The organism is Rhodococcus yananensis (assembly GCF_020515525.1).
In the GTDB taxonomy this organism is placed as follows: Bacteria; Actinomycetota; Actinomycetes; order Mycobacteriales; family Mycobacteriaceae; genus Rhodococcus; species Rhodococcus yananensis.
Window position 1 is genome coordinate 74209 of record NZ_JAIYEP010000006.1, and the last position, 25909, is coordinate 100117.

At 70.1% G+C, this 25909-nt stretch carries 22 protein-coding genes; 12 read left to right on the forward strand and 10 right to left on the reverse strand.

Annotated elements, in window-relative coordinates:
* The first annotated feature begins 76 nt into the window (after positions 1 to 76).
* The 6 genes from glmU to LDQ05_RS19810 all read left to right on the forward strand — a co-directional run bounded on the left by glmU (position 77) and on the right by LDQ05_RS19810 (position 7406).
* On the forward strand, positions 77 to 1543 hold the full coding sequence (gene glmU, locus LDQ05_RS02660; protein WP_226435346.1) for a bifunctional UDP-N-acetylglucosamine diphosphorylase/glucosamine-1-phosphate N-acetyltransferase GlmU: 1467 nt from the start codon (positions 77 to 79) through the stop codon (positions 1541 to 1543).
* Positions 1540 to 2517 carry a ribose-phosphate diphosphokinase gene (locus LDQ05_RS02665; RefSeq protein ID WP_226435347.1) on the forward strand — a complete coding sequence of 326 codons (978 nt, stop codon included), beginning with the start codon at positions 1540 to 1542 and terminating at the stop codon, positions 2515 to 2517. The genes glmU and LDQ05_RS02665 overlap by 4 nt, the downstream gene beginning before the upstream one ends.
* 505 nt (positions 2518 to 3022) lie before the next feature.
* Positions 3023 to 3709, forward strand: coding sequence for a hypothetical protein (locus LDQ05_RS02670; protein WP_226435348.1), 687 nt, complete (start codon positions 3023 to 3025; stop codon positions 3707 to 3709).
* 64 nt (positions 3710 to 3773) lie between these two features.
* Positions 3774 to 4745, forward strand: coding sequence for a calcium/sodium antiporter (locus LDQ05_RS02675; RefSeq protein ID WP_226435349.1), 972 nt, complete (start codon positions 3774 to 3776; stop codon positions 4743 to 4745).
* A gap of 212 nt (positions 4746 to 4957) precedes the next feature.
* Positions 4958 to 5638, forward strand: coding sequence for a hypothetical protein (locus LDQ05_RS02680; protein ID WP_226435350.1), 681 nt, complete (start codon positions 4958 to 4960; stop codon positions 5636 to 5638).
* Between the two features lies 1 nt (position 5639).
* Positions 5640 to 7406, forward strand: coding sequence for a GMC family oxidoreductase N-terminal domain-containing protein (locus LDQ05_RS19810; RefSeq protein WP_226435351.1), 1767 nt, complete (start codon positions 5640 to 5642; stop codon positions 7404 to 7406).
* A 12-nt stretch (positions 7407 to 7418) separates the two neighbouring features.
* Here LDQ05_RS19810 and egtD read toward each other — a convergent pair whose 3' ends face one another.
* The 4 genes from egtD to egtA are packed head-to-tail and all read right to left on the reverse strand — an operon-like array spanning position 7419 to position 11641.
* Positions 7419 to 8378 carry an L-histidine N(alpha)-methyltransferase gene (egtD, locus tag LDQ05_RS02690; protein WP_226435352.1) on the reverse strand — a complete coding sequence of 320 codons (960 nt, stop codon included), beginning with the start codon at positions 8376 to 8378 and terminating at the stop codon, positions 7419 to 7421.
* Entirely contained in the window at positions 8375 to 9124 is a 750-nt protein-coding gene (gene egtC / locus LDQ05_RS02695) for an ergothioneine biosynthesis protein EgtC (RefSeq protein WP_226435353.1), read from the reverse strand. Before egtC ends, egtD begins: the two co-directional genes overlap by 4 nt.
* Positions 9117 to 10457 (reverse strand): ergothioneine biosynthesis protein EgtB, encoded by a 1341-nt coding sequence (gene egtB / locus LDQ05_RS02700; protein ID WP_372461019.1) that lies wholly within the window; start codon positions 10455 to 10457, stop codon positions 9117 to 9119. Before egtB ends, egtC begins: the two co-directional genes overlap by 8 nt.
* The gene (egtA, locus tag LDQ05_RS02705; RefSeq protein WP_264184349.1) at positions 10418 to 11641 is read right to left on the reverse strand and encodes an ergothioneine biosynthesis glutamate--cysteine ligase EgtA; all 1224 of its coding nucleotides are present in this window, start codon (positions 11639 to 11641) and stop codon (positions 10418 to 10420) included. The genes egtB and egtA overlap by 40 nt, the downstream gene beginning before the upstream one ends.
* Positions 11642 to 11814: 173 nt before the next feature.
* On the opposite strand from egtA, the gene LDQ05_RS02710 reads away from it, so the two are divergent.
* The 3 genes from LDQ05_RS02710 to pth all read left to right on the forward strand — a co-directional run bounded on the left by LDQ05_RS02710 (position 11815) and on the right by pth (position 14476).
* On the forward strand, positions 11815 to 12993 hold the full coding sequence (locus LDQ05_RS02710; RefSeq protein WP_226435356.1) for an aminotransferase class V-fold PLP-dependent enzyme: 1179 nt from the start codon (positions 11815 to 11817) through the stop codon (positions 12991 to 12993).
* Between the two features lie 221 nt (positions 12994 to 13214).
* Positions 13215 to 13814 (forward strand): 50S ribosomal protein L25/general stress protein Ctc, encoded by a 600-nt coding sequence (locus tag LDQ05_RS02715; protein ID WP_226435357.1) that lies wholly within the window; start codon positions 13215 to 13217, stop codon positions 13812 to 13814.
* Positions 13815 to 13903: 89 nt separating this feature from the next.
* A complete protein-coding gene (gene pth, locus LDQ05_RS02720; RefSeq protein WP_226435358.1) occupies positions 13904 to 14476 on the forward strand; it encodes an aminoacyl-tRNA hydrolase in 573 nt (190 codons plus the stop codon).
* Positions 14477 to 14542: 66 nt separating this feature from the next.
* Here the strand turns inward: pth and LDQ05_RS02725 are convergent, their stop codons facing one another.
* Positions 14543 to 16171 (reverse strand): fatty acyl-AMP ligase, encoded by a 1629-nt coding sequence (locus LDQ05_RS02725; RefSeq protein WP_226435359.1) that lies wholly within the window; start codon positions 16169 to 16171, stop codon positions 14543 to 14545.
* A 199-nt stretch (positions 16172 to 16370) separates the two neighbouring features.
* On the opposite strand from LDQ05_RS02725, the gene LDQ05_RS02730 reads away from it, so the two are divergent.
* Together LDQ05_RS02730 and LDQ05_RS19985 are read left to right on the forward strand one after the other, a co-directional pair.
* Positions 16371 to 18059 (forward strand): peptide chain release factor 3, encoded by a 1689-nt coding sequence (locus LDQ05_RS02730; protein ID WP_264184331.1) that lies wholly within the window; start codon positions 16371 to 16373, stop codon positions 18057 to 18059.
* Positions 18060 to 18601: 542 nt separating this feature from the next.
* A complete protein-coding gene (locus tag LDQ05_RS19985; RefSeq protein WP_226435376.1) occupies positions 18602 to 19039 on the forward strand; it encodes a hypothetical protein in 438 nt (145 codons plus the stop codon).
* Positions 19040 to 19078: 39 nt separating this feature from the next.
* Here LDQ05_RS19985 and LDQ05_RS02740 read toward each other — a convergent pair whose 3' ends face one another.
* Genes LDQ05_RS02740 through LDQ05_RS02750 form a run of 3 tightly spaced genes read right to left on the reverse strand, consistent with a single transcriptional unit; the run spans position 19079 to position 21132 of the window.
* The gene (locus tag LDQ05_RS02740) at positions 19079 to 20125 is read right to left on the reverse strand and encodes an enoyl-CoA hydratase/isomerase family protein (protein ID WP_226435360.1); all 1047 of its coding nucleotides are present in this window, start codon (positions 20123 to 20125) and stop codon (positions 19079 to 19081) included.
* 48 nt (positions 20126 to 20173) lie between these two features.
* On the reverse strand, positions 20174 to 20608 hold the full coding sequence (locus tag LDQ05_RS02745) for a VOC family protein (protein WP_226435361.1): 435 nt from the start codon (positions 20606 to 20608) through the stop codon (positions 20174 to 20176).
* Between the two features lie 38 nt (positions 20609 to 20646).
* Entirely contained in the window at positions 20647 to 21132 is a 486-nt protein-coding gene (locus tag LDQ05_RS02750; protein ID WP_226435362.1) for a nuclear transport factor 2 family protein, read from the reverse strand.
* 233 nt (positions 21133 to 21365) lie between these two features.
* Here LDQ05_RS02750 and LDQ05_RS02755 point away from each other — a divergent pair, with 233 nt between their 5' ends.
* Entirely contained in the window at positions 21366 to 22853 is a 1488-nt protein-coding gene (locus LDQ05_RS02755; protein ID WP_226435363.1) for a TLP1 C-terminal extension domain-containing protein, read from the forward strand.
* 103 nt (positions 22854 to 22956) lie between these two features.
* On the opposite strand, the gene LDQ05_RS02760 is transcribed toward LDQ05_RS02755, so the two are convergent.
* Complete coding sequence (locus LDQ05_RS02760; protein ID WP_226435364.1) at positions 22957 to 24756, reverse strand: ABC-F family ATP-binding cassette domain-containing protein; 1800 nt, start codon at positions 24754 to 24756, stop codon at positions 22957 to 22959.
* A gap of 70 nt (positions 24757 to 24826) precedes the next feature.
* Entirely contained in the window at positions 24827 to 25762 is a 936-nt protein-coding gene (locus tag LDQ05_RS02765) for a 4-(cytidine 5'-diphospho)-2-C-methyl-D-erythritol kinase (RefSeq protein WP_226435365.1), read from the reverse strand.
* Between the last annotated feature and the right edge of the window lie 147 nt (positions 25763 to 25909).

Genomic DNA, 25909 nt, shown 5'->3' on the forward strand with positions numbered 1-25909 from the left:
CGGCGCGCGACGCGTCGGCGGCACCGATGTGCACGTCGTCGGGGCGTGTGCATGCACGCCGCGTCGAGGGAGCTACATGCAAGTGCAGACCGCGATCATTGTCCTGGCAGCCGGAGCAGGCACGCGGATGCGATCGAAGACACCCAAGGTTCTGCACACCCTCGGCGGCCGCTCGATGCTCGCGCATGCAGTGCACGCGGCCGCCGGCCTGGAACCCGATCATCTCGTCGTCGTGGTCGGGCACGAACGCGAACGGGTCACCGAGGCCGCCACCGACATCGCCGAGTCGCTCGGCCGATCCGTCGGCATCGCCGTCCAGGACGAACAGAACGGCACGGGCCACGCCGTCGACTGCGGGTTGGGGCGGTTGCCGGCGGACTTCGCGGGCACGGTGATCGTCACCGCCGCCGACGTGCCGCTGCTCGACGCGGGGACCCTGCGCGACCTGATGGCCACCCACACCGACCCCGAACCCGCCGCGGTGACGGTGCTGACCACGACGGTCGCCGAGCCGCGCGGCTACGGCAGGATCATCCGCACCACCGACGGCGACGTCGCATCGATCGTCGAGGAGAAGGACGCGACGATCTCCGAGCAGGCGATCACCGAGATCAATTCCGGGGTGTACGCGTTCGACGCGACGCGCCTGCGCGCCGCCCTGACCGAACTGGACTCCTCGAACGCGCAGGGTGAGCTGTATCTGACCGACGTGATCGGCATCGCCCGTCGCGCCGGACACGTCGTGCGCGCGGTGCACACCGACGACGCGCTGCGCGTCGCCGGCGCGAACGACCGGGTGCAGTTGGCGGCGCTCGCCACCGAACTGAACCGGCGCACCCTCGAACACTGGATGCGCGCGGGCGTGACCGTCGTCGACCCGGCGAGCACCCGCGTCGACGTCGACGTCGTGCTGTCACCCGATGTGACCCTGCACCCCGGTGTGCAGTTGCACGGGCGGACCGTCGTCGGTGAGGACGCCGTGATCGGCCCCGACACCACCCTCACCGACGTGCAGGTGGGGGCGGGCGCCTCGGTGGTGCGCACCCACGGATCCGAATCGGTGATCGGCGCGGACGCCACCGTCGGCCCCTTCACCTATCTGCGACCGGGCACCGACCTCGGCGCGAGCGGTAAGCTCGGGACGTTCGTGGAGACCAAGAACGCGCAGATCGGCGCGCACTCGAAGGTGCCGCATCTGACGTACGTCGGCGACGCCGAGATCGGTGAGCATTCCAACATCGGTGCGTCGAGCGTGTTCGTGAACTACGACGGCGTGAAGAAGTATCGGACCGTCGTCGGATCACACGTCCGCACCGGATCGGACACCATGTTCATCGCCCCGCTGACCGTCGGGGACGGCGCCTACACCGGCGCCGGGACGGTACTGCGCGAAGATGTTCCTCCGGGGGCGCTCGCGGTGTCGGGTACACCACAGCGCACTATTGAGGGATGGGTTCAGCAAAAACGCGCTGGAACCCCCGCTGCTGAGGCAGCATCGAAAGCACAGCTGCACGATCGCCAGAAGGACGGCCAGGACCAGTGACCAATTGGATCGACAACCAGAAGAACTTGATGCTCTTCGCGGGCCGGGCCCATCCCGAGCTGGCGGAGCAGGTCGCCAAGGAACTGGGTGTGCCGCTCACCCCGCAGACGGCGCGTGACTTCGCCAACGGCGAGACGTTCGTGCGGTTCGAGGAGTCGGTTCGCGGTTCCGACGCCTTCGTGCTGCAGAGCCACCCGTTCCCGCTCAACGAGTGGGTGATGGAACAGCTCATCATGATCGACGCGCTCAAGCGCGGCTCGGCGAAGCGGATCACCGCGATCCTGCCGTTCTACCCGTACGCCCGTCAGGACAAGAAGCACCGCGGTCGCGAGCCCATCTCCGCCCGCCTGATCGCGGATCTGCTCAAGACCGCCGGCGCCGACCGCATCATCACCGTCGACCTGCACACCGACCAGATCCAGGGTTTCTTCGACGGGCCGGTCGACCACATGCACGCGCAGGGGCAGCTCGCCGAGTACATCCGCGGCCGGTACGGCGTCGACAACATCGCCGTCGTCTCCCCCGACTCCGGTCGTGTGCGCGTCGCCGAGAAGTGGGCCGACACCCTCGGTGGTGCTCCGCTGGCGTTCATCCACAAGACCCGCGACCCGCTCGTCCCCAATCAGGTCAAGTCGAACCGGGTGGTCGGTGAGGTCGAGGGGCGCACCTGCATCCTCATCGACGACATGATCGACACCGGCGGGACCATCGCCGGCGCCGTGAAGATCCTCCGCGAGGCCGGTGCGGGCGACGTCATCATCGCCGCGACGCACGGCGTGCTGTCCGACCCTGCCGCCGAGCGGCTCGCCGCGTGCGGCGCCAAGGAGGTCATCGTCACCAACACCCTGCCGATCCCGCCGGAGAAGCAGTTCGACAATCTCACCGTGCTGTCGATCGCGCCGCTGCTCGCGCAGACCATCCGCGAGGTGTTCGAGAACGGTTCCGTCACGTCGCTGTTCAACGGTGTCGCCTAGCCACCGACTCGTCTGACTCCACCGGGTGCGGTGGCCGGATCCCGTCCGGCCACCGCACCCGTCCGTATCCGTCCGACGAGTGCGCACGAGCCCCCGCGTTCGCCTCCCCACCGAACGGGACGGCGTGTTCGGTACCGTCCGTGCCGAACACATTCCCGAGGGCGAGCTGCCGTGCAGAACCGGTCCGGGCGGATTCGTCACTGCGGCACCGGGTGTCGGCGTCCATCGGGGCACGTCCGCACGTCTCGCGTCGCTGCGGCTCCGCACCCTCGATCCGCCGGGGCGGTGGCCCTGTCGCCCGAGCACCGTTCGGCGACGCCACCCGCCGACCAGACCGCCCGGTCTGCAAAAGCAGTGTGGCGCAATACTTTGCCGACGCGCATGTGCTACTCGTCGGTCACCTCCCCGGCGGGGATGATCTTCGTCACGTCGCCGCACCTCCCGCCCAGGTCGAGTGGGACCCCCCGCGGCGCGGCCGTCCCGTTCTGACTTAAGGTGGCTCCTCGTGATCGACGCGCAGACTCTCGAGCCCCCCACGGAAACCGCGACAATCCAGTCGGAGATCTCGACGGTCCGGAGGGCACGACGATGGACCCCCGGAGCCTGCGTGTGGTGCGGCGACGACGACGCCGTCGAGATCTTCCGCAACGAACCCCGCTGTGCCACATGCCGTGAACACGAGTCGGTCATCGAGGAGGCCCGCCGCTTCGTGGGCACCTACGGTCTGCGCCCGATCGGCGGCACCCTCCAGTCCGACGACGAGGAGGAGTACGAACACCGGCTCGCGGCACGCGACGCCCGCCGCACCCTCAACGAGATCCGCCTGGACGAGCAACCCGACCCCGCACTGGTCCGCAAGGCGCTGCGCCCCCGCGCCGCCGCGGTCGTCGCCGAGAAGCCCGACACCCGCGCGCCCCGCGCCACCACGCCGACGGCCGCGCCGCGACGCACCCGGCCCGCGACCCCACCGGCGGCCGCGGCCACCACGTCCGTCGACATCGACGAGATCCAGACCCGCGCGCTCGCACTGCTCGATCAGCTGTCGGCGATCGACGCACAGCTCGAGATCGTCGCGGAGCAGAACGGCCTCGCGGCACGCGCCCGCCGTTCCGACCTCGAGAAGCAGAAGGCCACGATCCTGCGCACCCTCGCCGCGCTCGAGAAGGCCCGCCTGAGCGCCGCGTCCCGATAGTCGTCGCGGGCGCAGTCCGCCCATCGCGCCGCCGATCACCGGTGCGGTCGTTATCCTCACTCCGATGAGCCCCGCACTCGGAATCGCCGTCGGACTCGTCGCGTTGGTGGTCGGCGCCGAGGTTCTCGTCCGCGGCGGTTCCCGACTCGCGACACGACTCGGTCTGACTCCGATCGTGGTGGGCGTGACGATCGTCGCGGTGGGTACGAGCGCCCCCGAACTGGCGATCGGCATCGACGCGGCCGCCACCGGGAACTCGGGGCTCGCGCTCGGCAACATCGTCGGCACCAACATCATCAATCTGCTGTTGGTGTTCGGGTTGAGCGCGCTGATGCGGTCCATCGCGTTCGGCACCCAGACGCTCCGCGTGGACCTGCCCGCGATGACCGTGGCCGCGTTGCTGCTGTGGGCGATGTCCGCCGACGGGCACCTCGGTGGAGGCGAAGCGCTGGTTCTGCTCGTCTGCGGCGTGTTGTACACCCTGCTGGTGATCCGCGCGGGCCGCGCCGAGGCCGCGTCGGTACGCGCCGAGTACCGCGACGAATACACCCCCGCACGCACCCAGTGGCAGGTCGGCACCGTCCTCGTCGAGATCGCGATGCTCGTCGGTGGCATCGCCGTCGTCGTGGTGGGCGCGGACATCCTCGTCGACGCCGCCTCGGAGGCCGCGCGGTCGCTGGGGGTGTCCGACACCGTGATCGGGTTGACCGTCGTCGCGATCGGCACGTCCGCTCCGGAACTGGTCACCACCGTCGTCGCGACGATCCGCGACGAACGGGACATCGCGATCGGCAACCTGCTCGGCTCGAGTGTCTACAACATCGTCGTCATCCTCGCGGTGACCGTCCTCGCGACACCGGGCGGCATGACCGTGCCCGACGACGTGATCCGGGTGGACCTGCCGGTCATGGTGGCGGTGGCGCTGGTGTGCATCCCGGCCTTCCTCACCGGCCGCCGATTGTCGCGGCTCGAGGGCGCGCTGTTCGTGATCTCCTACTGCGTCTATCTCGCGTTCCTGCTGCTCACCCGCACCTGAAGCCCCCGGCGGATTCCGGGTTCGCACATGTCGCGGGCGTTCCCCGGGGACCCCCGCCCCCGAGCGAACGTATCGCTCGCTCGACTCGTTCGATCGGGTGTACCACTCGCTCACGGAGGGAGCGGAGCGACACACGGACGCGCATACCGGGCGTATGTGGTCGGAGTTCCGTAGGCTGCGCCGGGCGGGGCCGACGACGAGGAGTGCGACAGGTGGATCCGAACGATCCGGTGGCGACCGTGTGGAACCGGCGACAGTTCTTGGTGCGACTCGCCGTGACGGGTGTCGCGGCGACGTCCGTGGCGGCGTTGTTCACCGCCCCGCCGGCCGCACGCGCGCAGACCGACGCCACCACCGACACGATCAACGCGATCCTGGCGTTCGTCGTCCCCGGCGACGATCCGTACTCGCGTCAGCAGGGTATGGCGACCGACCGCCCCGGCGGGGTCACCCCCGGCACCACCGACAGCCTGCGACGCACGTTCGACCTGGCGGTGCCCGACATGGGCCTGACGCCTCTCGGTCTCGACGTGACCGGTGCGGATGCCGTCGCGGCGCTCGTGAACCTGTTCGCCGTCACCGCGGAACCGTCGTCGGTCACCGGCCCGTTCGCGGCGCCGTTCGCGAATCTGAGTCACGCGTCGAAGGCCCATGTGTTCGACCTGCTGGACACCGACCCGCGGTTTCCGGGTCGGTCGATCGCCTACGCGGTCAACGCGATTCCCACCCTCGCCGCGTTCGTCGCCTATTCGGAGGTGTCGGCGTTCGACCGCGACCGGCGTGTCCTGACGGGCCGGCCGGTGGGATGGGCGCTGTCCGACTACGCGGGTGTGGGCGACGGCTGGGACGAATTCCTCGGCTACTACGGCGGTGTCGACCGGGTGGAGGGCTGACGTGCCGGACGTGATCGTGATCGGTTCAGGTGGGGGCGGCCCGGTCGTCGCGAAGGAACTCGCCGCCCGCGGGCTCGACGTGCTCGTCCTCGAAGCGGGACCGCGTTTCGCCGACCCCGCCACCGAGTGGACGCATTTCGAGGACGACGCGAACAATCCGGTGAGCGGATTCCTGCGTTCCGGACCCGCCGACCGGTCGAGACCACCGTGGTTGCGCGACCTTCCGCAGCACTCGTACGTGTGGCAGGTCACCGGTGTGGGCGGAACGACCCTGCACTACTTCGGCAACTCGCCGCGCGCCGTGCCGGGGGTGTTCGCCGGCTACGACGGTGCCGACCGGTCGCTGTACGACACCGGGCACCTGTTCCCGTTCGGCTACGACGAGCTGCGCCCGTACTACGAGTGGGTGGAGGCGACACTGCCGGTGCAGACCGCGCCGATGGGCACGAAGGAACGGGTGTTCCTGCGTGGCGCGGCGGCCCTCGGACTGCCGCACCAGGTGTCGCTCGACACGACCGGGCCGGGGCACCGGGCGCAGCAGAACGCGATCCTGCAGCCGGGCGGCACGGCGGGCCGCACCCGTGATCCGGCGTTGCTGCGTCACCCTCGGGCGCGGGGATGCACGATGTGCGGGCACTGTTATCAGGGTTGCAGCCTCCCGGCGGGTGCGCCTCGCAATCTGAAGGCGCGCCGCTCCACCGACAACTCGTACGTGCCGATGATGCTCACCGCCGACGCGTGGTCACCGCACGGCCACGCGGTGACGTTGGTGACGGGTGCGGTGGTCACCCGGATCCTCACGGACGACGCCGGCACCGTCGCCCGGGGTGTGCGTTTCCGCACCGACGACGGTGACGAACAGGAGGTGACCGCGGACGTGGTGGTGCTCGCCGCCGGGGCGATCGAATCACCGCGACTGTGGCAGCTGTCGGATCTGCCCGACCCGTACGACCGGGTGGGGCGTGGCCTCACCGACCATCATCTCGACGCGGTGTTCGGCGTGTTCGACGAGTACACCGGCGAGACGCGCGGTGCCGGATCGAACGCGCGCGTCGACCTCCCCGGCTACGGCGGAATCGAACAGGTCGGGATGCCCCCTGCGCTGCAGGCGTATTCGCTGGGGTTCAGCGACTCCGGGATCCACGGTCACGGGCGCGCCGGTGGCGTCGTCGACACCGCCGGCGCGGACGGCCTGGGTCGGTTGGTGGGCACAGATCTGCTCGGGGCACTCTCCGATGCCGATCGCACCCTGATGGCGTTGGTCATCACGGACGACGACGTGGAGGACGACAACCGGGTTACGGCACCGGGTTTCCTGCCCGCGGACGACCACGGTCCGGTCGCGCGGGTCACGATGAGGCATCGGCAACGGTCGGCCCGGACCCGCCGCAATCGCGAGCACTGCACCCGCACCGCCGTGGAGTTGATGCGGGCGGCGGGCGCGAAATCGGTGCACCGGTGCGATTGGCCGCCGCTGATCCTGCACGCGCACTCCACCATGCGGATGGGTGCGCGGGAGGAGGATTCGATCCTGGATCCGTCCGGGGAGGCGAGGTGGGTGCGGCGGTTGTTCGTCGCCGACAACTCGGCGCTGTCGAACAGCCTCGGTGGCCCCAATCCCACACTGACGACGCAGGCCCTCGCGACCCGCACCGCCGAACGGATCTTCGCGGCGTACTTCGGCGGTGACGCCTGGGTGGGCCGCGAGGACCCGGTGTGTTCGATCGACGATCGGGTCACCGAAGCGGTGATCGCGAGGGGACTGTGAACCGGTTCACGGTCATCGGCGACGGCACGCCGCGATCACCACGAACCGGGCGTCGGCGTCGACCCATTCGCGCCGGACGGTGAATCCGGCGGCGTCGAGTTCGGCGGCGAGCCGGTCGAGCCGGAACTTCGCGGAGATCTCGGTGCGCATCTGTTCGCCCTCCGCGAAGTCGACGTCGATCCCGAGACCGGGAACGTGCACCGTCATGGCCCGGGTCGCCTCGAGCCTCATCTCGATCCACTCGTTGTCGGCGTCCCACACCGCGCGGTGCACGAACAGATCGGGGTCGAAGTCGGCTCCGAATCGGTCGTTGAGCACGCGCAGGACGTTGCGGTCGAACTCGGCGGTCACGCCGGCGGCGTCGTCGTAGGCGGGCACCAGCACCGAGGGGTCGACGACCAGCCCGGCGCCGAGCAGCAACCACTCCCCCGGTTCGAGGATCGCCGCGAGCCCGGTGAGGAACTCCGCGCGTTCGGTGGGCGCGAAGTTGCCGATGGTGCCGCCGAGGAACGCGATCGTGCGATGCCCGCCGGCCGGTAGATGTGCCAGCGACGCCGTGAAGTCGCCGACGACGCCGTGCACCTCCACCTCCGGATACTCGGCGGTCAAGCGCCGTACCGCAGGGCGCAACGCCGCTTCCGACACGTCCTGTGGCACATAGGTGCGCAGGGTGGGCGCGAGGGCGTCGAGGAGGACCCGGGTCTTCTCCGACGACCCCGAGCCGAGTTCGACGAGCACTTCGGTCGCGGTCGTGTCGGCGATCTCCCCGGCGTTCTCGCACAGCAACGCGAACTCGGTGCGGGTCGGATAGTACTCGGGCAGTTCGGTGATCCGCTCGAACAGCTCGCTGCCACGTTCGTCGTACAGCAGGGTCGGCGACAGGTACTTCGGTGATGCGGTCAGCCCGCGGAGTGCCTCGGCCCGCAACGTCGCGTCGAGTTCGGTCGGGGTCAGATACACGTCGACGGTCACGGGGCGGACACCTCCAGCGGGGTGACCACGAGTTTTCCGGGGACGGCGGCGACGAGGTGCCGATCGGGGATCTCCGACCAGCGGCGGTCGTCGTCGACGGGTTCGGATGCGACGATCGCGACCCCTTCGTCGACCAACGCCCACAGCGAGTGCTGCCAGGCCGTCGCCCACATCTCGGATCCGTTGCACAGCAGAAGATTCAAGCGCGATCCGGGAGCGAGTGCGGCGACGTCGCGCACGAGGGACGTCACCGCCGCCTCCGGCTCGGCCGACCGCAACCGCGACCGCAACAGCAGCCACAGCGCAGCCGCGTCGGTGGGTGCGTCGAGGCGCAGCAACTCCGACACGGGCAGCAGCTCGGCGAGCGACACCAGCGAACCGGGCCACCCGCGCACCACACCGTTGAAGGAGAACGCCCACTGCCCGTCGGTGAACGGCGCGGTCGCCGACCGCTCCACCGGCATACCCTCGGTCGCCGACCGCAACGACACCATCGCCGCGCACGTGTCGACGGTGTGGAAACCCTCGGTGACGAACGGGTCGGACCAGATCGGTCGAGTCGACCGGTAGCGGCCGAGGACACCGCGCTCGGACCACCAGGCGACGCCGAATCCGTCGGCGTTGACGGTGCCGCCGCCCCGCATGTCACGCGGATCCCACGACTGCCGCAGCATCGATCGGGGTCCCTCGGTCAGGAGCGACGTCACCGTCGTGAGCGGTCCGAGATAGGCCAGGTGCCTACACATCCGAGGCTCCCTCCGCATCGCGCGCCACCCGGAACCCGGCGAAGATCTGCCGGCGGATCGGCAGATCCCAGTTGCGGAACGTACCGCGGCACGCGACCGGATCGGTGCCGAAGGAACCGCCGCGCAGCACCCGGTGGTCGTCGCCGAAGAACACCTCCGAGTACTCACGGTAGGGGAAGGCCCGGAATCCGGGATACGGCAGGAACCGCGACGACGTCCATTCCCACACGTCCCCGATCAGCTGGTGCACCCCCAGCGGCGACACCCCACCGGGGTAGGCGCCGACCTCGGCGGGACCGAGATGCCGCTGGCCCAGGTTCGCGTGAGCAGGACCGGGATCGTCGTCGCCCCAGGGGAATCGACGACTTCCCCCGGTGTCCGGATCCCACCGTGCCGCCTTCTCCCATTCGGCCTCGGTGGGCAGCCGACCGCCGTCCCACCGCGCGAACGCCTCCGCCTCGTGGAAGCACACGTGCACGACGGGTTCGTCGGGCCGCACCGGTATCCGACGACCGAATCGGCGGGTGACCCACCGCCCGTCCTCACCGCGGGACCAGAACAGGGGCGCGTCGAGGGACGCCTCGACACGGTGCGCCCAACCGTCCTCGGTCCACAGTGCCCGCCGGTCGTAGCCGCCGTCGTCGACGAACCGCAGATACCGCGCGTTGGTGACCGGGGCCGCGTCGATCACGAACGCCTCGACGTGCACGCGATGCGCGGGCCGCTCGTTGTCGAGTGCCCACGGGTCGTCGGAGGTGCCCATCGTGAACGGTCCTGCCGGGACGACGACCCGATCCGGGGCGGGTGACGCGACGGTGCGCGGCGCAGCGGGCGCATCCAGAATCGGTTCCCCGGAACGCAACTGGTGTGTCGCGAGCATCGTCTCGTCGTGCTGCTGCTCGTGCTGGGCGATCATCGCGAACACGAATCCGTCGCGGGTCAACTCGGTGTCGAAGTCGCAGTCGTCGAGCACCTCCCACGTCGCGTCGCGCACCTCCGCCGCGTAGGCGCGGGCGCCGGCGGGGTCGAGCAGCGCCAACTCCGTTCGGGTGGCGCGGGGATGGAGCAACGCGTCGTACATCTCGTCGATGCCGTCACGAACCGCCGCCCTGCCCGCCACCCGCCGCACCAGCCAACTCTCCTCCTGGTTGGCGATGTGCGCGAGATCCCATACGAGCGGACTCATCAACACCGAATGTTGCGCGGTCAGTTCCGACTCCGGCACCGCAGTGAGCGCGTGGGTGCGGGCGCGAGCCCGCTCGAGTTCGCGCCGCAGCCGGACTCGCGTGTGGTTCACGTCGTCTGCTTCCCCGGCGGCTGCCCGCGCACGCATCGCATCGCCGCGGCATCGAGCAGTGCCGTGAACCGCATGTCCGGCGACGTCTCCGCCGCCAGCGACAACACACCCACCGCGGCGGCACGCAGTTCGACCGAATCGAGACCGTGTTCCGCTGCTTCCCACCACATTTCACGAACAGGTTCGGCGATCGCGACGGCCTCGTCCATGACCGCGTCGTTGCGGAGCAACGCCTCGACGGCCGCGACCGGAACCTGCCACAGCTCACCCGGCTGCGCATCCAGATACCGCACCTCGAGGTGCCCGCACGGCCGTACCGGCGGAAAGAGCGTCGTGAGGTGGTAGTCGAGATCGTCGACGGTGGGACAACGACCGATCTCTGCGTCGAGCGCACCGGAGATCCAGTCGGCGAACGATGCACCCGGCGGTGCGTGCCACTCCCGTCCCGCCGATCGCACGCACATCAGCGGCGCATCCAACGCCCACGCCGGGTATTTCTGCGGATCCGACACGACCGCGGTGCGCTCCGGATCCAGCGACAACCACGTCCGCATCCGCTGCGACATCCACGCCCCCTCGGGGACCCCGCGCAGGGCCGGGGAACACGCGAACGCGGCGATCAACGCCGGACCGATCGCGTGCAGGACGTTCCAGCGGCGCGCCAACTCGGTGTCGTCGGCACCGACGTCGACACCCACCTGCACCGCCGCGGTGCTGTTCATCATCAGGCGCCCGAGCGGACCGATCCGATCGAACCGCAGTTCCATCGCCGTGTAACGGGGCGTGCGCAACAGTCGGTGCGGCGGGCGGATCTCGTCGGTCGCGGTGTCGAGCATCGTCACAGACCGCCGCGCGAGCAGCGACCGCACCATGTTCGTGTCGGCCCGCAACCGGTCGCACACCTGCCGCGCCGAAGTGCACGGCACGCTCGACAGCTCCACCTGCCCGCCCGGTTCGAGACTCACCAGGCTTCCCGACGGCAACGGGCGATGCGACGACGACGCCGCCAGTGCCCGCGGGGTGTGCGGACCGAGCGCCTCGACGATCGAGGACAGTTCCGGCCGCGACGCCGTGCCGTCGGCGCGTGCGGTGAGCCACTCGAGTTCGACACCGATCAGCCGCGGCGGACCGTACCGGAACACCGCCCGCCGGACGTACTCCTCCGCGTCGGCGCGCGCGCCGATCACCGCGGACACCCCCGAATCGGGCCGTCCGGGCATCCGGGCAGCCGCCCGATCGGTCGCCGTCGCCACTCGCCACCCTCCCTCGTTCGTGGGCCAGGTCACGGACGAGCCTAACGCGCCGGGGTGTCCACCGCCCGAAGAACACTCCCGGGCCGGCGCCCCGGGCTACATTCGGCGGTACCCCGGCACCGGAGAGCGAGGAGGTCGTCGTGCTCGACCTGCAACAGACCCGCCGCGACACACCGGCCTGCTTCGAGCGGGTGTTCCTCGACAGCGCGGGATCGTCGCTGCCACCGACCCCGGTGCTCGACACCGTGGTGGGGCATCTGCGACGCGAGGCCGAGGTCGGCGGGTACGTCGCGGCGAACGAACGTCTCGACGACCTCGCGGCGGTGAAGTCGTCGATCGGCCGACTGCTGGGCGTCGACGCGACGTCCGTCGCGCTGTCCGACAGCGCCACCCGGTCGTGGACGTCGTTCTTCCATGCCGTGCCGCTCGCACCCGGCGACCGCATCCTGCTGTCGCGATCCGAGTACGCCGCGAACGCGGTCGCCGCACTGCAGCGCGCCCGCGCCACCGGCGCCGTCGTCGAGGTGGTCCCGTCCGACGCATCGGGACGCCTCGACGTCGACGCGCTGCGCGGGATGCTCGACGATCGGGTCAAGATCGTGTCGGTGGTGCACGCCCCCACCAACGGGGGTCTCGTCAACCCCGTCCGGGACGTCGCCGACGCCGCGCACGCCGTCGGGGCGCTGGTACTGCTCGACGCCTGCCAATCCGTGGGACAGATCCCCGTGAGCGTGCCCGAACTGGACGTCGACGCGCTGTCCGCGACGGGTCGCAAATGGCTGCGCGGGCCCCGCGGCACCGGATTCCTGTACGTGCGGCCGCGGCTGATCGGTGACCTCGAACCACCGGTGATCGATCAGCACAGCGCGACGTGGACGTCACCCGACCGATACGACCTCGCGCCCGACGCCACCCGGTTCGAGCTGTGGGAGGCCGACGTCGCCGCACGCCTCGGGCTCGGCACCGCCGTCGACTACCTGCTGGATCTGGGGGTGGATGCGGTCACCGAGGCCGTCTCGTACCGGGCCGAGCACGTGCGCGACGGTCTCGGCCGGATCCCCGGCGTGACCGTCCGCGATCTCGGCGAGGACCGCAGCGGCATCGTGTCGTTCACCGTGGAGGGCCACGATCCCGCGGCGGTCCGCGACGCACTCGCCGCACGGTCGGTCACCGTCACCGTCAGCGGACGCAGTTCGACGTTGCTCGACATGACGGATCGGGGCCTGGACGCCGTGGTGCGGGCCTCGCCGCACTATTTCGTCTCGCCCGCCGACGTCGACCGGTTCCTCGCCGAGGTCCGTCGCCTGACGGTGGGATGACTTCGGCACCGACGGCCCCGTTGATGCCGTCACCGGCGATCCGGTAGAGTGTTTCGAGTTGTCTCGGCGAGGGTGAACCGCGTATCGCTGGCTCACCGTGATCGACGCGACCGCGGCTCCATCCGAGTGTCGAACACTCGACCTGCCGCGCGTGTCCGGTCCCGCGTATCGCCGAGAAGACCGACCGCCCGAGAAGTCACAAGCGTAGGAGCCGTTGCATCATGTCCGACGAGAACCGTCTCGTAGCCGCCGTCCGCACCGAGTTCGGCAAGGGCGCCGCCCGCCGCGCACGCCGCGCCGGCCAGGTCCCCGCCGTCCTCTACGGCCACGGCACCGACCCGCAGCACCTGAACCTGCCCGACCTCGAGTTCGCGGCGGTCCTGCGTAACCACGGCACCAACGCCGTCCTCACCCTCGACATCGAGGGCTCCGAGCAGCTCGCGCTGACCAAGTCGGTCGTCGTGCACCCCATCCGTCGTTACATCGAGCACGCCGACCTGCTCGTCGTGAAGAAGGGCGAGAAGGTCACCGTCGAGGTGCCCGTCGTCCTCACCGGTGTCGCCGGCTCCGGCACCCTCGTCGTCAACGAGGTCACCACCATCAAGCTCGAGGCCGACGCCCTGAACATCCCCGAGGAGGTCACGGTGTCCATCGAGGGCGCCGAGGCCGGCACCCAGATCCTCGCCGGTGGCGTCGAGCTGCCCGCCGGATCGAACCTCCAGGACGACCCGGAGCTGCTGCTCGTCAACATCGTCGAGGCCCCGAAGGCGCTCGACGAGAACGCCGACGAGGCCGACGAGGCCGCGGCCGACGAGGCCTGAGCGCTCTGCTCGAGGCGGTGACGTCTTACGTGCGGCGCGTCATCCTGCGGGATGGCGCGCCGCACGCGTGTTCGGAAGGGGAAGTGGACGTGAGCGAGGACACCGTGCTCGTCGTCGGGTTGGGTAACCCCGGCCCCAAGTACGAGAACACCCGCCACAACATCGGTTTCATGGTCGCGGACGTGCTGGCCGCGCGGGTGAGCGGGAAGTTTTCGGCGCACAAGCGCAGCAACGCCGAGATCGTGCAGGCGCGGCTCGACGGCCGGCAGGTGATCGTCGCGAAACCCCGCACGTACATGAACCTGTCGGGTGGACCGGTCGCGGGTCTGGCGAAGTTCTTCTCCGTCGCACCGGCGAACGTCGTCGTCGTGCACGACGAGTTGGACCTCGACTACGGGACCATCCGCCTCAAGCAGGGCGGCGGAGAGAACGGGCACAACGGCCTGCGGTCGACGTCGTCGGCGCTCGGCACGAAGGACTACCTGCGGGTGCGGATGGGGATCGGTCGGCCGCCGGGCCGGCAGGACCCGGCCGACTTCGTGCTCAAACCGTTCTCCAGCACCGAACGCAAGGACCTGCCGGTGTTCTGCGAGGAGGGCGCCGACGCCGTCGAGCTGCTGCTCGGGCTCGGTCTCGAGGGCGCGCAGAACCGCCTCCACTGACCCCGACCCGTGCGCCTTTCTGGTGGGCGGAACTACCAAGAAGGCGCACGGGTCCGAGTGGTGCGGTCAGAGGAGGGCCGCGGAGCTGCCGCGGCGGAGCTTGCCGGACGACGTCTTCGGGATACTCCCCGGCCCCAGCACCGCGACGGTCCGCGGTCGCGCCCCGACCTCCGCGACGACGGCGTGCACCACCTCGCGTTCGATGCGGCGCACCTCCCCCGGATCGTCGATGCGGCCCGTCTCCACCACGACCGCGAACGATTCCCGACGGTCACCGGCATCGAGCCGCACCGCGACGGCATTGCCGGGGCGCACCCCCTCGACCGCGCAGGCGGCACGTTCGACGTCGGTCGGATAGATGTTGCGACCGCCCATGATGATGACGTCCTTGATCCGCCCGCACACGACGACGAGCCCGTCCTCGGTGAAGTAGCCGATGTCGCCGGTGTCGAACCAACCGTCGGCGGCCTGCGCGGCGACCGGTCCGTCCACGGTGAGGTAGCCGCGGGTGACGGCCCGGCCGCGCAGTTCGATGATGCCGACGCCGCGCGGCGGCAGCACCCGGCCGTCCTGCCCCACCACGCGCCCCTCCAGCCCGGGGACGAGACGCCCGAGGGTGGGCAGCCGCCGGGCGTGCGGGCGTGACGTGGGCACGGCCATCCCCCCGGATTCGAGGAGGTCGGGATCGACGACGTCGAGCACCTGCCCGCGACCGGGGTCCGGCAGCGACACCGCGAGCGTAGTTTCGGCCATCCCGTACACCGGGGCGAGAGCAGCCGGGTTCAGACCGAACCGGCGACCGGCCTCGGCGAGTGCGTCCATCGTGTCGGGGTCGACGGGCTCGGCACCGTTCCACATCCACTCGACCGACGACAGGTCCACCGCGCCGTCGGGGGCCTGCGACAGTCTGCGGGCCAGCAGCGAGTAGGCGAAGTTCGGGGCGGCCGTCACGGTTCCCCGGTACTTCGTGATCAGCTCCGCCCACAGCATCGGTGACCGCAGGAATTCGAGGGGGGTCACGGCCACGACCTCCCCGCCCAGCTGCATCGGGACCGACAGGAAACCGACCATCCCCATGTCGTGGAACAGCGGCAGCCAACTCACCATGACGTCGTCGTCGAGGGAGAACTTGATGCGGTCGAACATCGCGTACGCGTTGACGTAGAAGTTCTCGTGCGTGATCTGCACGGCCTTGGGGGTTCCCGTGGACCCCGACGTCAACTGCTGCAGCACGATGTCCGATTCTGCGGGATCGACCGGGTCGACGGGCCGCCCGGCACGCAGCTGCGCGACCGTGACGACGTCGATGCCGCGTTCGCGCAGCAGCGGTTCGGCGACGTCGAACGGTGCCCCGAGGACGACGATCCGCGCGTCGATCATGCGCAGCACCGTCTCGGTGTCGCGCGCCCACGCGGCGAGGTCGGTGCGGGGCGTCGGCTGGTGCAGCATCGTGATGCTGCCGCCGCGCATCCACACGCCCTGGCACACGGGCGCGATGTCGACGGGATCGCCGGCGAGGATCCCGACCGCGTCACCGGGACCGATCCGTGCGTCGGCCAGCGCACCCGCGACCGACCGGGCCTGCTCGTGGATCCGCCCCCAGGTCTGCCGCAGCGGCGCGCCCGGTTCTCCGGTGGTCAGCCCGCGCGTGCTCGATCGTGCCGTCGCGTACATCTCGTCGGTGAACCTGCTCACGACACCCTCCTCCGGTCCGCGACCGCCGCGGCGGTGCGACGGTCACCTGTCGTCAGCGTGGACCTCCGGCCGGTCACCGGACGGCGGAGCTCGCGAAACGTGACCGAATCTCACGGAAATCGACACCCGATCGACGAGTAACATGGACGAGTTGCCTGCGATGGCATCCCTTTGTTCGAGCTTCGAGAGGTTTTCCGCGTTGAGTACCCCGCACGCGTCCACCGCCGGCGACTCCGTCACAGGCGGTCCGGCCACCAGCGGTTCCGCCGCCGACGTGCGGGCCCAGGCCCGGCGTCGCCGCACGTTCGCCGTCATCTCCCATCCCGACGCCGGCAAGTCCACGCTCACCGAGGCGCTCGCGCTGCACGCGAAGGTGATCTCGGAGGCCGGTGCCGTGCACGGCAAGGCCGGGCGCAAGGCGACGGTCTCGGACTGGATGGAGATGGAGAAGGCCCGCGGTATCTCGGTCAGCTCCACGGCATTGCAGTTCAACTACACCTCGTCCGAATCCGACGACGGTGTCGTCAACGTCGTCAATCTCGTCGACACCCCCGGCCACTCCGATTTCTCCGAGGACACCTACCGGGTGCTCACCGCGGTCGACGCCGCCGTGATGCTCATCGACGCCGCGAAGGGCCTCGAACCGCAGACCCTGAAGTTGTTCCAGGTGTGCCGGCATCGGGGTATCCCGGTGATCACCGTCATCAACAAGTGGGACCGTCCCGGCCGCGCCCCTCTCGAACTTCTCGACGAGATCGACGAGCGGATCGGGTTGACACCCACCCCGCTGTTCTGGCCCGTCGGCATCGCCGGTGACTTCCGGGGTCTGCTGCGACGCGGCACCGACGACCGCGCCGGGGAGGCACTCGAGTACATCAAGTTCACACGCACCGCCGGTGGCGCGCGGATCGCACCCGAGGAGCACCTGACCCCCGATGGCGCACTCGACCGCGAAGGCGACGTGTGGACCGAGGCCGCCGAGGAATCGGAACTGCTGTCGGCGAGCGGGCAGGACCACGACCAGGAACTGTTCCTCGCCGGCCAGACGTCGCCGGTGATCTTCGCGTCGGCGATGCTCAACTTCGGTGTGCGGCAGATCCTCGACACTCTCGTCGCGCTCGCACCACCGCCGCGTGCACGACTCGACGTCGACGGTTCTCCGCGGGAGGTGGACGATCCGTTCAGCGCCGTCGTGTTCAAGGTGCAGGCCGGAATGGACACCGCCCACCGCGACAGGCTCGCGTTCATGCGCGTCGTGTCGGGCGTGTTCGAACGCGGCATGGTCGTCACGCACGCGCAGACCGGGAAACCGTTCGCGACGAAGTACGCGCTGACGGTGTTCGGCCGGGAACGGAGCACCGTCGAGGACGCCTACCCCGGTGACGTGGTGGGTCTGGTCAACGCGACGGCGCTCGCGCCCGGCCACACCCTGTACGTGGATCCGAAGGTGGAGTTCCCACCGATCCCGTCGTTCGCGCCGGAGCACTTCGCGATCCTGCGGGCCGAGAGCGCCTCGAAGTACAAGCAGTTCCGCAAGGCCGTCGACCAGCTCGACTCCGAGGGGGTCGTGCAGATCCTGCGCAACGACATCCGCGGCGACGCGTCCCCGGTGATGGCGGCGGTCGGCCCGATGCAGTTCGAGGTGGTGTCGGCGCGGATGAAGGCCGAGTACAACGTCGAGCCGCGGGTCGAACCGCTCGGGTACGCGCTCGCGCGACGCACGGATGCGGCGTCGGCGGACGAACTGAACCGTCAGCGCGGCGTCGAGGTGTTCACCCGGTCGGATGGGGTGCTGCTCGCGCTGGTCAGCGACAAGTGGCGACTGCAGTACCTCCTCAAGGAGATGCCGGAGCTGACGCTCGAGCCGTTGGTCGCCGCCACCGACTGACACCCCCGGATCCCGAATCCGACATACGGGGTGATGACGACACCGGGCATTGCTGGTAACTTGCTGCCGTCGAGCACATGCTCGGGTCATCTCAGGAGTTTTCTCGCATGAACGACGATTCATCGACGGCGACGCCCGACGGCGCGCCGCCGAACGGGGACACCACCCTCCCGAAGGACACCGCGCCGACGAAGATCACCGCGTCGGCAGACGACGCCGCGTCGGCGAAGGACACCGCGTCGACGAAGGACACCGAGGCGACGCAGGAGACCGCGTCGACGGCGGGCAGCCGGTCCACCCGGTCTCCGAAACACACGGCGCCGGCGAAGGACACGGTGTCGCTGTCGAAGGGCGCGTCGACGGACAGCACCGCCGACACCGCCGACGACGGAAGTGGCTCCGCCCCGGGCGACGCCGTTTCCGGAGATGCCGCCGGCGCGACGTCGGACGACACGTCGGGCGGGCGACGCTCGTCGGGGCGGCGACGCGCCGGGACCTTCATCTATCCGCTGCCGAGCACACCCCTGCCGAGCAGTACCCCGATGACCAGCACCACAACGACGGTCGGCACGACGAAGACCGTCGGTGATCACGCATTCGACCGCACCCTCGCCGACACGGTGGGTGTCGGCGCCACGAACGAAGGGACGTTCTCGATGACCAGCACCAGCACCAACGGCACCCCGGCGACGGGGGTCACCCAGAACGGTGCCGTCGACGGTCTCGGCGCGGGCGCCCCGTCGCGGCGCAACTCGATGGGTGTGGCGTCGGTGCGGATCGCGGCACGACTGGCGCAGGGTGAGCTGACGTCGCGGGCGTCCCGCACACACGCCGATCCGACCCTCGATTCGGACGAGCTGCTGCAACTCCTGGGCGAGTACCTCCTGGCCGGCGGCCTGGAGAAGCCCGAGATCCACGCGACCCTCGGTGGGCAGCCGATCGTCGTCGATCTTCAGACGCCGGGTCGCTTCACCCGCTGAGCCCCGCCCGCGTCGTTCGGCGACCGAGGCGACAGGGTCTCAGTCGCCGAACAGCGCGGCGACGTCGGCGGGGTCGACGTCCTCGATCGTCGCCGGTGACCACGTCGGCGCGTGGTCCTTGTCGACGAGGACGGCACGGACACCCTCCACGAAGTCGGGGACGGCGCTGATGTGCACCGCCACGTCGAGTTCGCGCGCGAAGCACTCCGCGAGGGTGCTCTCGGCGCCGCGCCGCATCAACTCGGCCGTCGTCCACACGCTCGTCGGCGACACCGCACGCAGGGTGGCGCGGGTCTGTGCCGCCCATTCCGCGTCGACGCCTGCCTTCTCCGGATCGTCGAGCCGAGCCAACATGTCGAGGACGGTGCCGTCGCCGAACACCGCTTCGATGTCGGGTACGCGGCGCTCGAGGTCGGATTCGGGCGCCGGGCCGACGTATTCGTCGAGGGCGTCCTGCCACCGACCGGTGCGGATGCGGTCGGCGAGATCGTCGACACGGGCGCTCGGTACGAAATGGGTGGCGAGCCCGACCGCCACGGCATCACCCGCACCGATCCGCGTCCCGGTCACGGCGAGATACATGCCCACCGCATCGCAGCGGGCGGTGGTGCCGCGCAGCCGCGGCAGGAAATGGCTCGATCCGATGTCGGGGACGAATCCGATGGCGGTCTCGGGCATCGCGAAACCGGCGTTCTCGGTGACCACGCGGACGGCGCCGTGCACGGAGATCCCGAGGCCACCGCCCATGGTGACACCGTCGATCAACGACAGATACGGCTTCGGGTAGGTGGCGACGAGTTCGTCGAGCCGGTATTCGGCGGCGAAGTAGTCGCGTACGACGTCGGCGCCGTGCCCGGCCAGAATCGCGTCGCGGACGGGTTTGACGTCGCCGCCCGCGCAGAACGCGCGCTCGGAGTTGCTCGTCACGAGGACCGCCGTGACCTCCGGGTCGTCGCGCCACCGTTCCAGCGCGGCGTGTATGTCCCGGATCATCGACGGGCCCAGCGCATTGAGTGCGGCGGGCCGGTCGAGCTGCACCTCGCCGACACCGTCGGCGACGCGGGTTCGGATGAGCGACTCGTTCACGGGCGGGAGCCTACCGGGCGAATGCGACACCGGCGCGCGCGGAGCAGGTCAGTCCGGCGGGGGTGTCACCTCGCCGGTGAGGGGCCCCACGAGCATCCACCGGTGCCCGAACGGGTCGATGAGGGTGGCGTTGCGGTGTCCGTGCCCCTCGGAGATCCATCGTTCGACGGTGCCGCCGGCGGTGCGCGCTCGTTCGAGGACCGCGTCGGTGTCGTCGACGGGCAGCATCAGGCTCACCGACGTCGCACCACCGGCGGGTGCGGTCAGGCCCATCTCGGGGAACTCCTCGGCGAGGTACACCATGCCGGACGGGAAGCTCAGTTCTGCGTGTCCGAGCCGGCCGTCGGGGGTGAAGATCGGATCCCCCATCAGCGCCGCACCGAACGCCGTTGTGTACCAGTCGATCGCATCGCGTCCCCGCCCGACGGTGAGGTACGGCAGTGCGCCGGAGCGAGGAAAGACCGTGTCGTCGGGCATCGTCATCGGTTGTTCCTTCCCGCGCCCGGCCGGGCGCTCGCTCGTCAGGACGCCCGAGGAGGCTGCTGCAGCAGTGCCCACCGGCCGCTGCTCACCCGGAACGACGGCACGTCCGACATCGACACGACCGTCTCCCAGTTCCTCTCGTACCCGGTGTGGGCGATCCGCCAGCGATCGTCCTCGCAGAGCACGTACCGGTCGTGGTAGTGGGCCGAACCGCGCAGCACCATGCCGTCCTCCGGAACGATCACGGTGTCGGCGAGCAGCCACGTACCGGTCGCGGTGCGCCCGTCGTCGGACAAGTCGATCTCGGGATGGCTGCAGTGGTGTTCGGTGATCATGTGGACGCCGAGGGTGTTCTCGAGGAAGTTCACGAACACGTCGCGGGATTCGAAGCTCAGATGCTCCCCGTACACGGCGGTGGCCTCGGGAATCAGGGTGTCGGCCAGCTCGGACCAGGACTTCGTGTCGAGGGCCCTCGCGTAACGGAACTTGACGCGAGCAATCTGCTCGACCGCCGCCAGATCCATCGCCGACCTCCCGTGTCACCGCGTCTCCCCCTGCCAGGCTAGCCCGGATCACGACGGCACACCGTGCGATTCCCCGACTCGCCGACGCTCCTGATTGCAGTTCCGTCACAGCGACGTGCGTCGTGACGGAACCGCGATGTCCCTCCGAGCGCGCGCAGGCCCCGGCGCCGAGCACCCGGCAGATCGGTATACGCTCGTGCGCACACCAGCCGACCGGACGGAGAACGACGATCGTGACCGAACCCCACCGCATCCCCGTCGTGATCGGAGCCGCCGGCCTGCGATCGGGATCCGCGGGGGCGCCGGCCGAACCACGCGAACCCCTCGAGCTCGTCCACGATGCGGCCGCCGCCGCACTCGCCGATGCGGGAATCGACGCCCCGACAGCCGGAATCGACGCCGTACACGCGGTGCGGACGGCCAGTTGGACGTACGACGACCTGCCGGGACTGCTGGCCGGCCGACTCGGTGTCACACCCGCCCTGACCGAGACCACACCGCTGGGCGGACACTGGCCCGCCGCGCTTCTCGACCGCGTCGCACGCGACGTCGCCACCGGCGCCCGCACCACCGCGCTCATCGTCGGCGGCGAGAGCCAGGCCTCGGTGACCGCACTGCTGAAATCCGGTCGGAACCCGGCGACGCTCGGCTGGATCGCCGCCCCGGGTGGACCACCCGCGTTCGATCCCGACGATCTCGGCAGTCCCGCGATGCAACGCGCCGCGATGATCGCCCCGACCCGCGTCTACCCGCTGTTCGAGAATCGGTTCAGCCACGAGATCGGGCAGTCACGGGCCGAATCGATGCGCTGGTCGGCGACGATGTACGCCGCGTTCTCGCAACTCGCCGCCGCCGATCCCGCCGGATGGACACGCACACCGCGCAGCGTCGACGACATCCTCACCGTCGGCCCCGGGAACCGCATGGTCACCGATCCCTATCCGCTGACCGTCAACGCCATGCCGTTCGTCGATCAGGCCGCGGCCGTCGTCGTCACCTCGCTCGCGACCGCCCGGTCGCTGGGGGTCGCCGAGAACCGGATCGTGTACGTGTGGGGCGGCGCCGGCGCGACCGAACCGGTGGACGTGCTCGCCCGCGCCGAACTCGGCCGCTCCCCGGCACTCGCCGATGCGCTGCGACGGATGCTCGACGCCACCGGGCTCGCCGCCACCGACTTCGATGTCGTCGACGCGTACAGCTGCTTCCCGATCGTGCCGAAGCTACTCGTCGAGCACCTCGGTCTGCCCCGCGAGACCGTCCCGTCCGTGACCGGCGGGCACTCCTTCTTCGGTGGGCCTCTCAACAGCTACACGCTCCACTCGATCGTCTCCGCGACCCGTCGCCTGCGCGCAGGGGCACACCGCGCGCTGGTGCACGGCAACGGCGGGTTCCTCACCTACCAGCACGTCGTTGCGCTCGGCGCCGAACCCCACGTCGACGGGTACGTCGGCGATCCCGTCCCCGTGCCGATGGAGGCGACCGGCCCCGAACTCGCGCTCGACCACTCCGGCGAGGTCGAGGTCGTCACCGCCACCGCCGAGTACGGGCGTGACGGAGAACCGTCCGTCGGATTCCTCGTCGCGACCGCACCCGACGGCCGACGCGTCGCGGGACACACCGACCGGTCCGGGGCACGCATCCTTGCCGCGGGTGCAGATCTCATCGGGAAATCGCTGCACGTCACGGATACCGGAGGGTCGTTGCACATCGAGACCGTGTGAGCGACACATGATCGTGCGCAGCTGCATTCCCGCGGACCGAACTGCTTCCCGCGACGGCAATTGCAGACGCGGGAAGCAGTTCGGGCCGCGGGAACGGTTCGGGTCAGCCCAGTTGCTCGGCGAGTTCCATCCACTGTTCCTCGGCGGCCTCCCGCTCGGCCACCACCTTCCGCAGCTCCGCGTCGAGTTCCTGCAGTCGGGTGGGATCGGTCGCGGCCTCCGCCAGATCGTGGTGCAGCTTCTCCTCGCGGTCGGTGAGTTTGCCGACGGCCCGCTCGAGCCGCGACAACTCCTTGCGGGCCGCGCGTTCGGCGGCGCCGTCGAGTCGGGGCGCCGCCGGCGCTGTACCCGCGTCCACGCTCTTGCCCACCGTGGACGCCGACGACGGCACGTCGCCGTCCCCCATCGCCGCGCGCCGGCGCAGATACTCGTCGATGCCGCCCGGGAGGTTGGTGAGCTTGCCGTCACCGAACAGCGCCCACGTCGAATCGCAGATGCGCTCGACGAGGTAACGGTCGTGGCTGATGACCACGAGGGTGCCCGCCCAGCCGTCGAGCAGATCCTCGAGCTGCTGGAGGGTGTCGATGTCGAGGTCGTTGGTGGGTTCGTCGAGCAGCAGCACGTTCGGTTCGGCCATGAGCACCCGCGTCAGCTGCAGACGGCGGCGTTCACCACCGGACAGATCACCGACGGGGGTGCGCTGCCGGGCAGGGGTGAACCCCAGCCGTTCGGCGAGCTGGCCGGCAGAGATCTCCTTGTCGCCCAATGTGATCCGCTCGGCGACATCCTGAACGGCCTCGAGCACCCGCATGTCGGTGGGTAGATCGTCGAGTTCCTGTCGCAGCCAACCGATCTCGACGGTCTGCCCCTGGATGCGGCGACCGGCAGCGGGTTCCCGTTCCCCGGCGAGGGTGCGCAGCAGCGTCGTCTTGCCCGATCCGTTGACGCCCACCAGACCGATGCGTTCGCCGGGGCCGAGCCGCCATGTCAGATCGCGGACGAGCTCGCGACCGTCCGGGGACGTCAGCGTCGCGTCCTCGAGTTCGACGACCACGCGCCCGAGGCGGCGCTTCGCGAACGACGCGAGCGCCACCGAATCACGCGGCGGCGGCACGTTCGCGATGAGCGCTTCGGCTGCCTCCACGCGGTAGCGGGGTTTGGACGTGCGGGCGGGGGCGCCGCGACGCAGCCAGGCGAGTTCCTTGCGCGCCAGGTTGCGGCGACGCTCCTCCATCGCGTCGGCCTGCCGGGCGCGTTCGGCGCGCGCGAAGATCCAGTCGTTGTAGCCGCCGTCGTAGCTTTCGACCTTGCCGCCCACCACTTCCCACGTGCGGGTCGCGACGGTGTCGAGGAACCAGCGGTCGTGGGTGACGACGACGAGCGCGCTGCGCCGCGACAGCAGATGCTCAGCGAGCCACTGCACACCCTCGACGTCCAGATGGTTGGTGGGTTCGTCGAGGACCAGCAGGTCCAGTTCCTGCACGAGCGCTGCCGCGAGAGCGACCCGGCGACGTTCGCCACCCGACAGGCCGTCGACGATCGTGTCGAGCCCCAATCGGTCGATGCCGATTCCGGCGAGGACCGAACGGATCCGGGCGTCGCCCGCCCATTCGTGTTCCGCGACGCCGAGCGGGCCGAGTACGACGTCACCGACGGATGCACCGGCCGGCAACGTACCGCGCTGAGTCACGACGGCCATGCGGAGACCGCCGACGCGGCTCACCCGCCCCGAGTCGGGCTCCTCGAGTCCGGCGAGCACCTCGAGCATGGTGGTCTTGCCACCCCCGTTGAGGCCGACCACCCCGATGCGTTCGCCTTCGTTCACGCCGAGCGACACCGAGTCGAGTAGCGGCTTGATGCCGAAGGACTTCGAGACCTGTTCGAGGTTGATCAGATTCGCCACGTGGAGCGGATGCCTTTCCTGTGTCGCTGGTCCGCCGGTCTCGGCGGGGCCGCCGATCCGGCGGTGTGGGTCAGTGGTGGGTGCTGCGGGTGTGGTCGACGACGCGTGCCCCCGGAACCGGGCCCGACGCCGTCCGCACGGTGCGGCACACCCCCGCCCCCGCGAGTTCCGCGCCGACCGTCACCGCGGCGTGTTCGTCGTCGACGAGGAAGGCGCATGTCGGGCCGGACCCGGACACGATCCCGGCGAGGGCTCCCGCCTCGCGCCCCGCGCGCAGAGTGCGCCGCAACACCGGGTTCAACGACAGCGCCGCGGCCTGGAGGTCGTTGCCGAGCAGCGGCGCCATTTCCCCCGCGTCGCCGCTTCCGAGGGCGTGCAGCAACGCGTCGGTGTCGCCGATCCGGTGCGGATCTCCCTGCTCGCGAAGCCGGTCGAGTTCGCGGAAGACCACCGGCGTCGACAGTCCGTCCTTGGCGAGCGCCAGCACCCAGTGGAACGTGCCGCGGCTGAGGACCGGCACCAGTTGCTCGCCGCGCCCGGTGCCGAGCGCGGTGCCGCCGTGCAGGCAGAACGGAACGTCGCTGCCGAGCTGTGCGGCCAGCTCGTCGAGGTCGGCACGGCTCGCACCCAGACCCCACAGGGCGTCGAGTGCGACGAGGGTCGCTGCGGCGTCGGCACTGCCGCCGGCCATCCCCCCGGCGACGGGAATGCCCTTGTCGATGGTGATCGCGACGTCGGGGGCGCGGTCGGCGCGGGCGGCGATCAGCTCGGCGGCGCGCCACGCCAGGTTCGAGGAGTCGGTGGGCACGGCCGCGGCGTCGGCGCCGCGAACCTCGACGCTCAGCGTGTCGGCCGGCGTGACGGTCACCTCGTCGTGCAGCGACAGCGCCTGGAAGACGGTGTGCAGGTCGTGATAGCCGTCCGGGCGCACCTCACCCACCGACAGGTGCAGATTGACCTTGGACGGGGCCCGCACGGTGACGGCGGACGGAACGACGGAAAGCACGGATACACAGCTTACCCGCCGAGGCACCGCCCCCAACCCCGACCGAGCGAACGGTACATCCGCTCGAATCAATCGAGCGAGCGATACGTTCGCTCAGCGGCGGGCGGAGCCCGCAGACACACGGAGACGGCAGGGCCGGCACCTCGA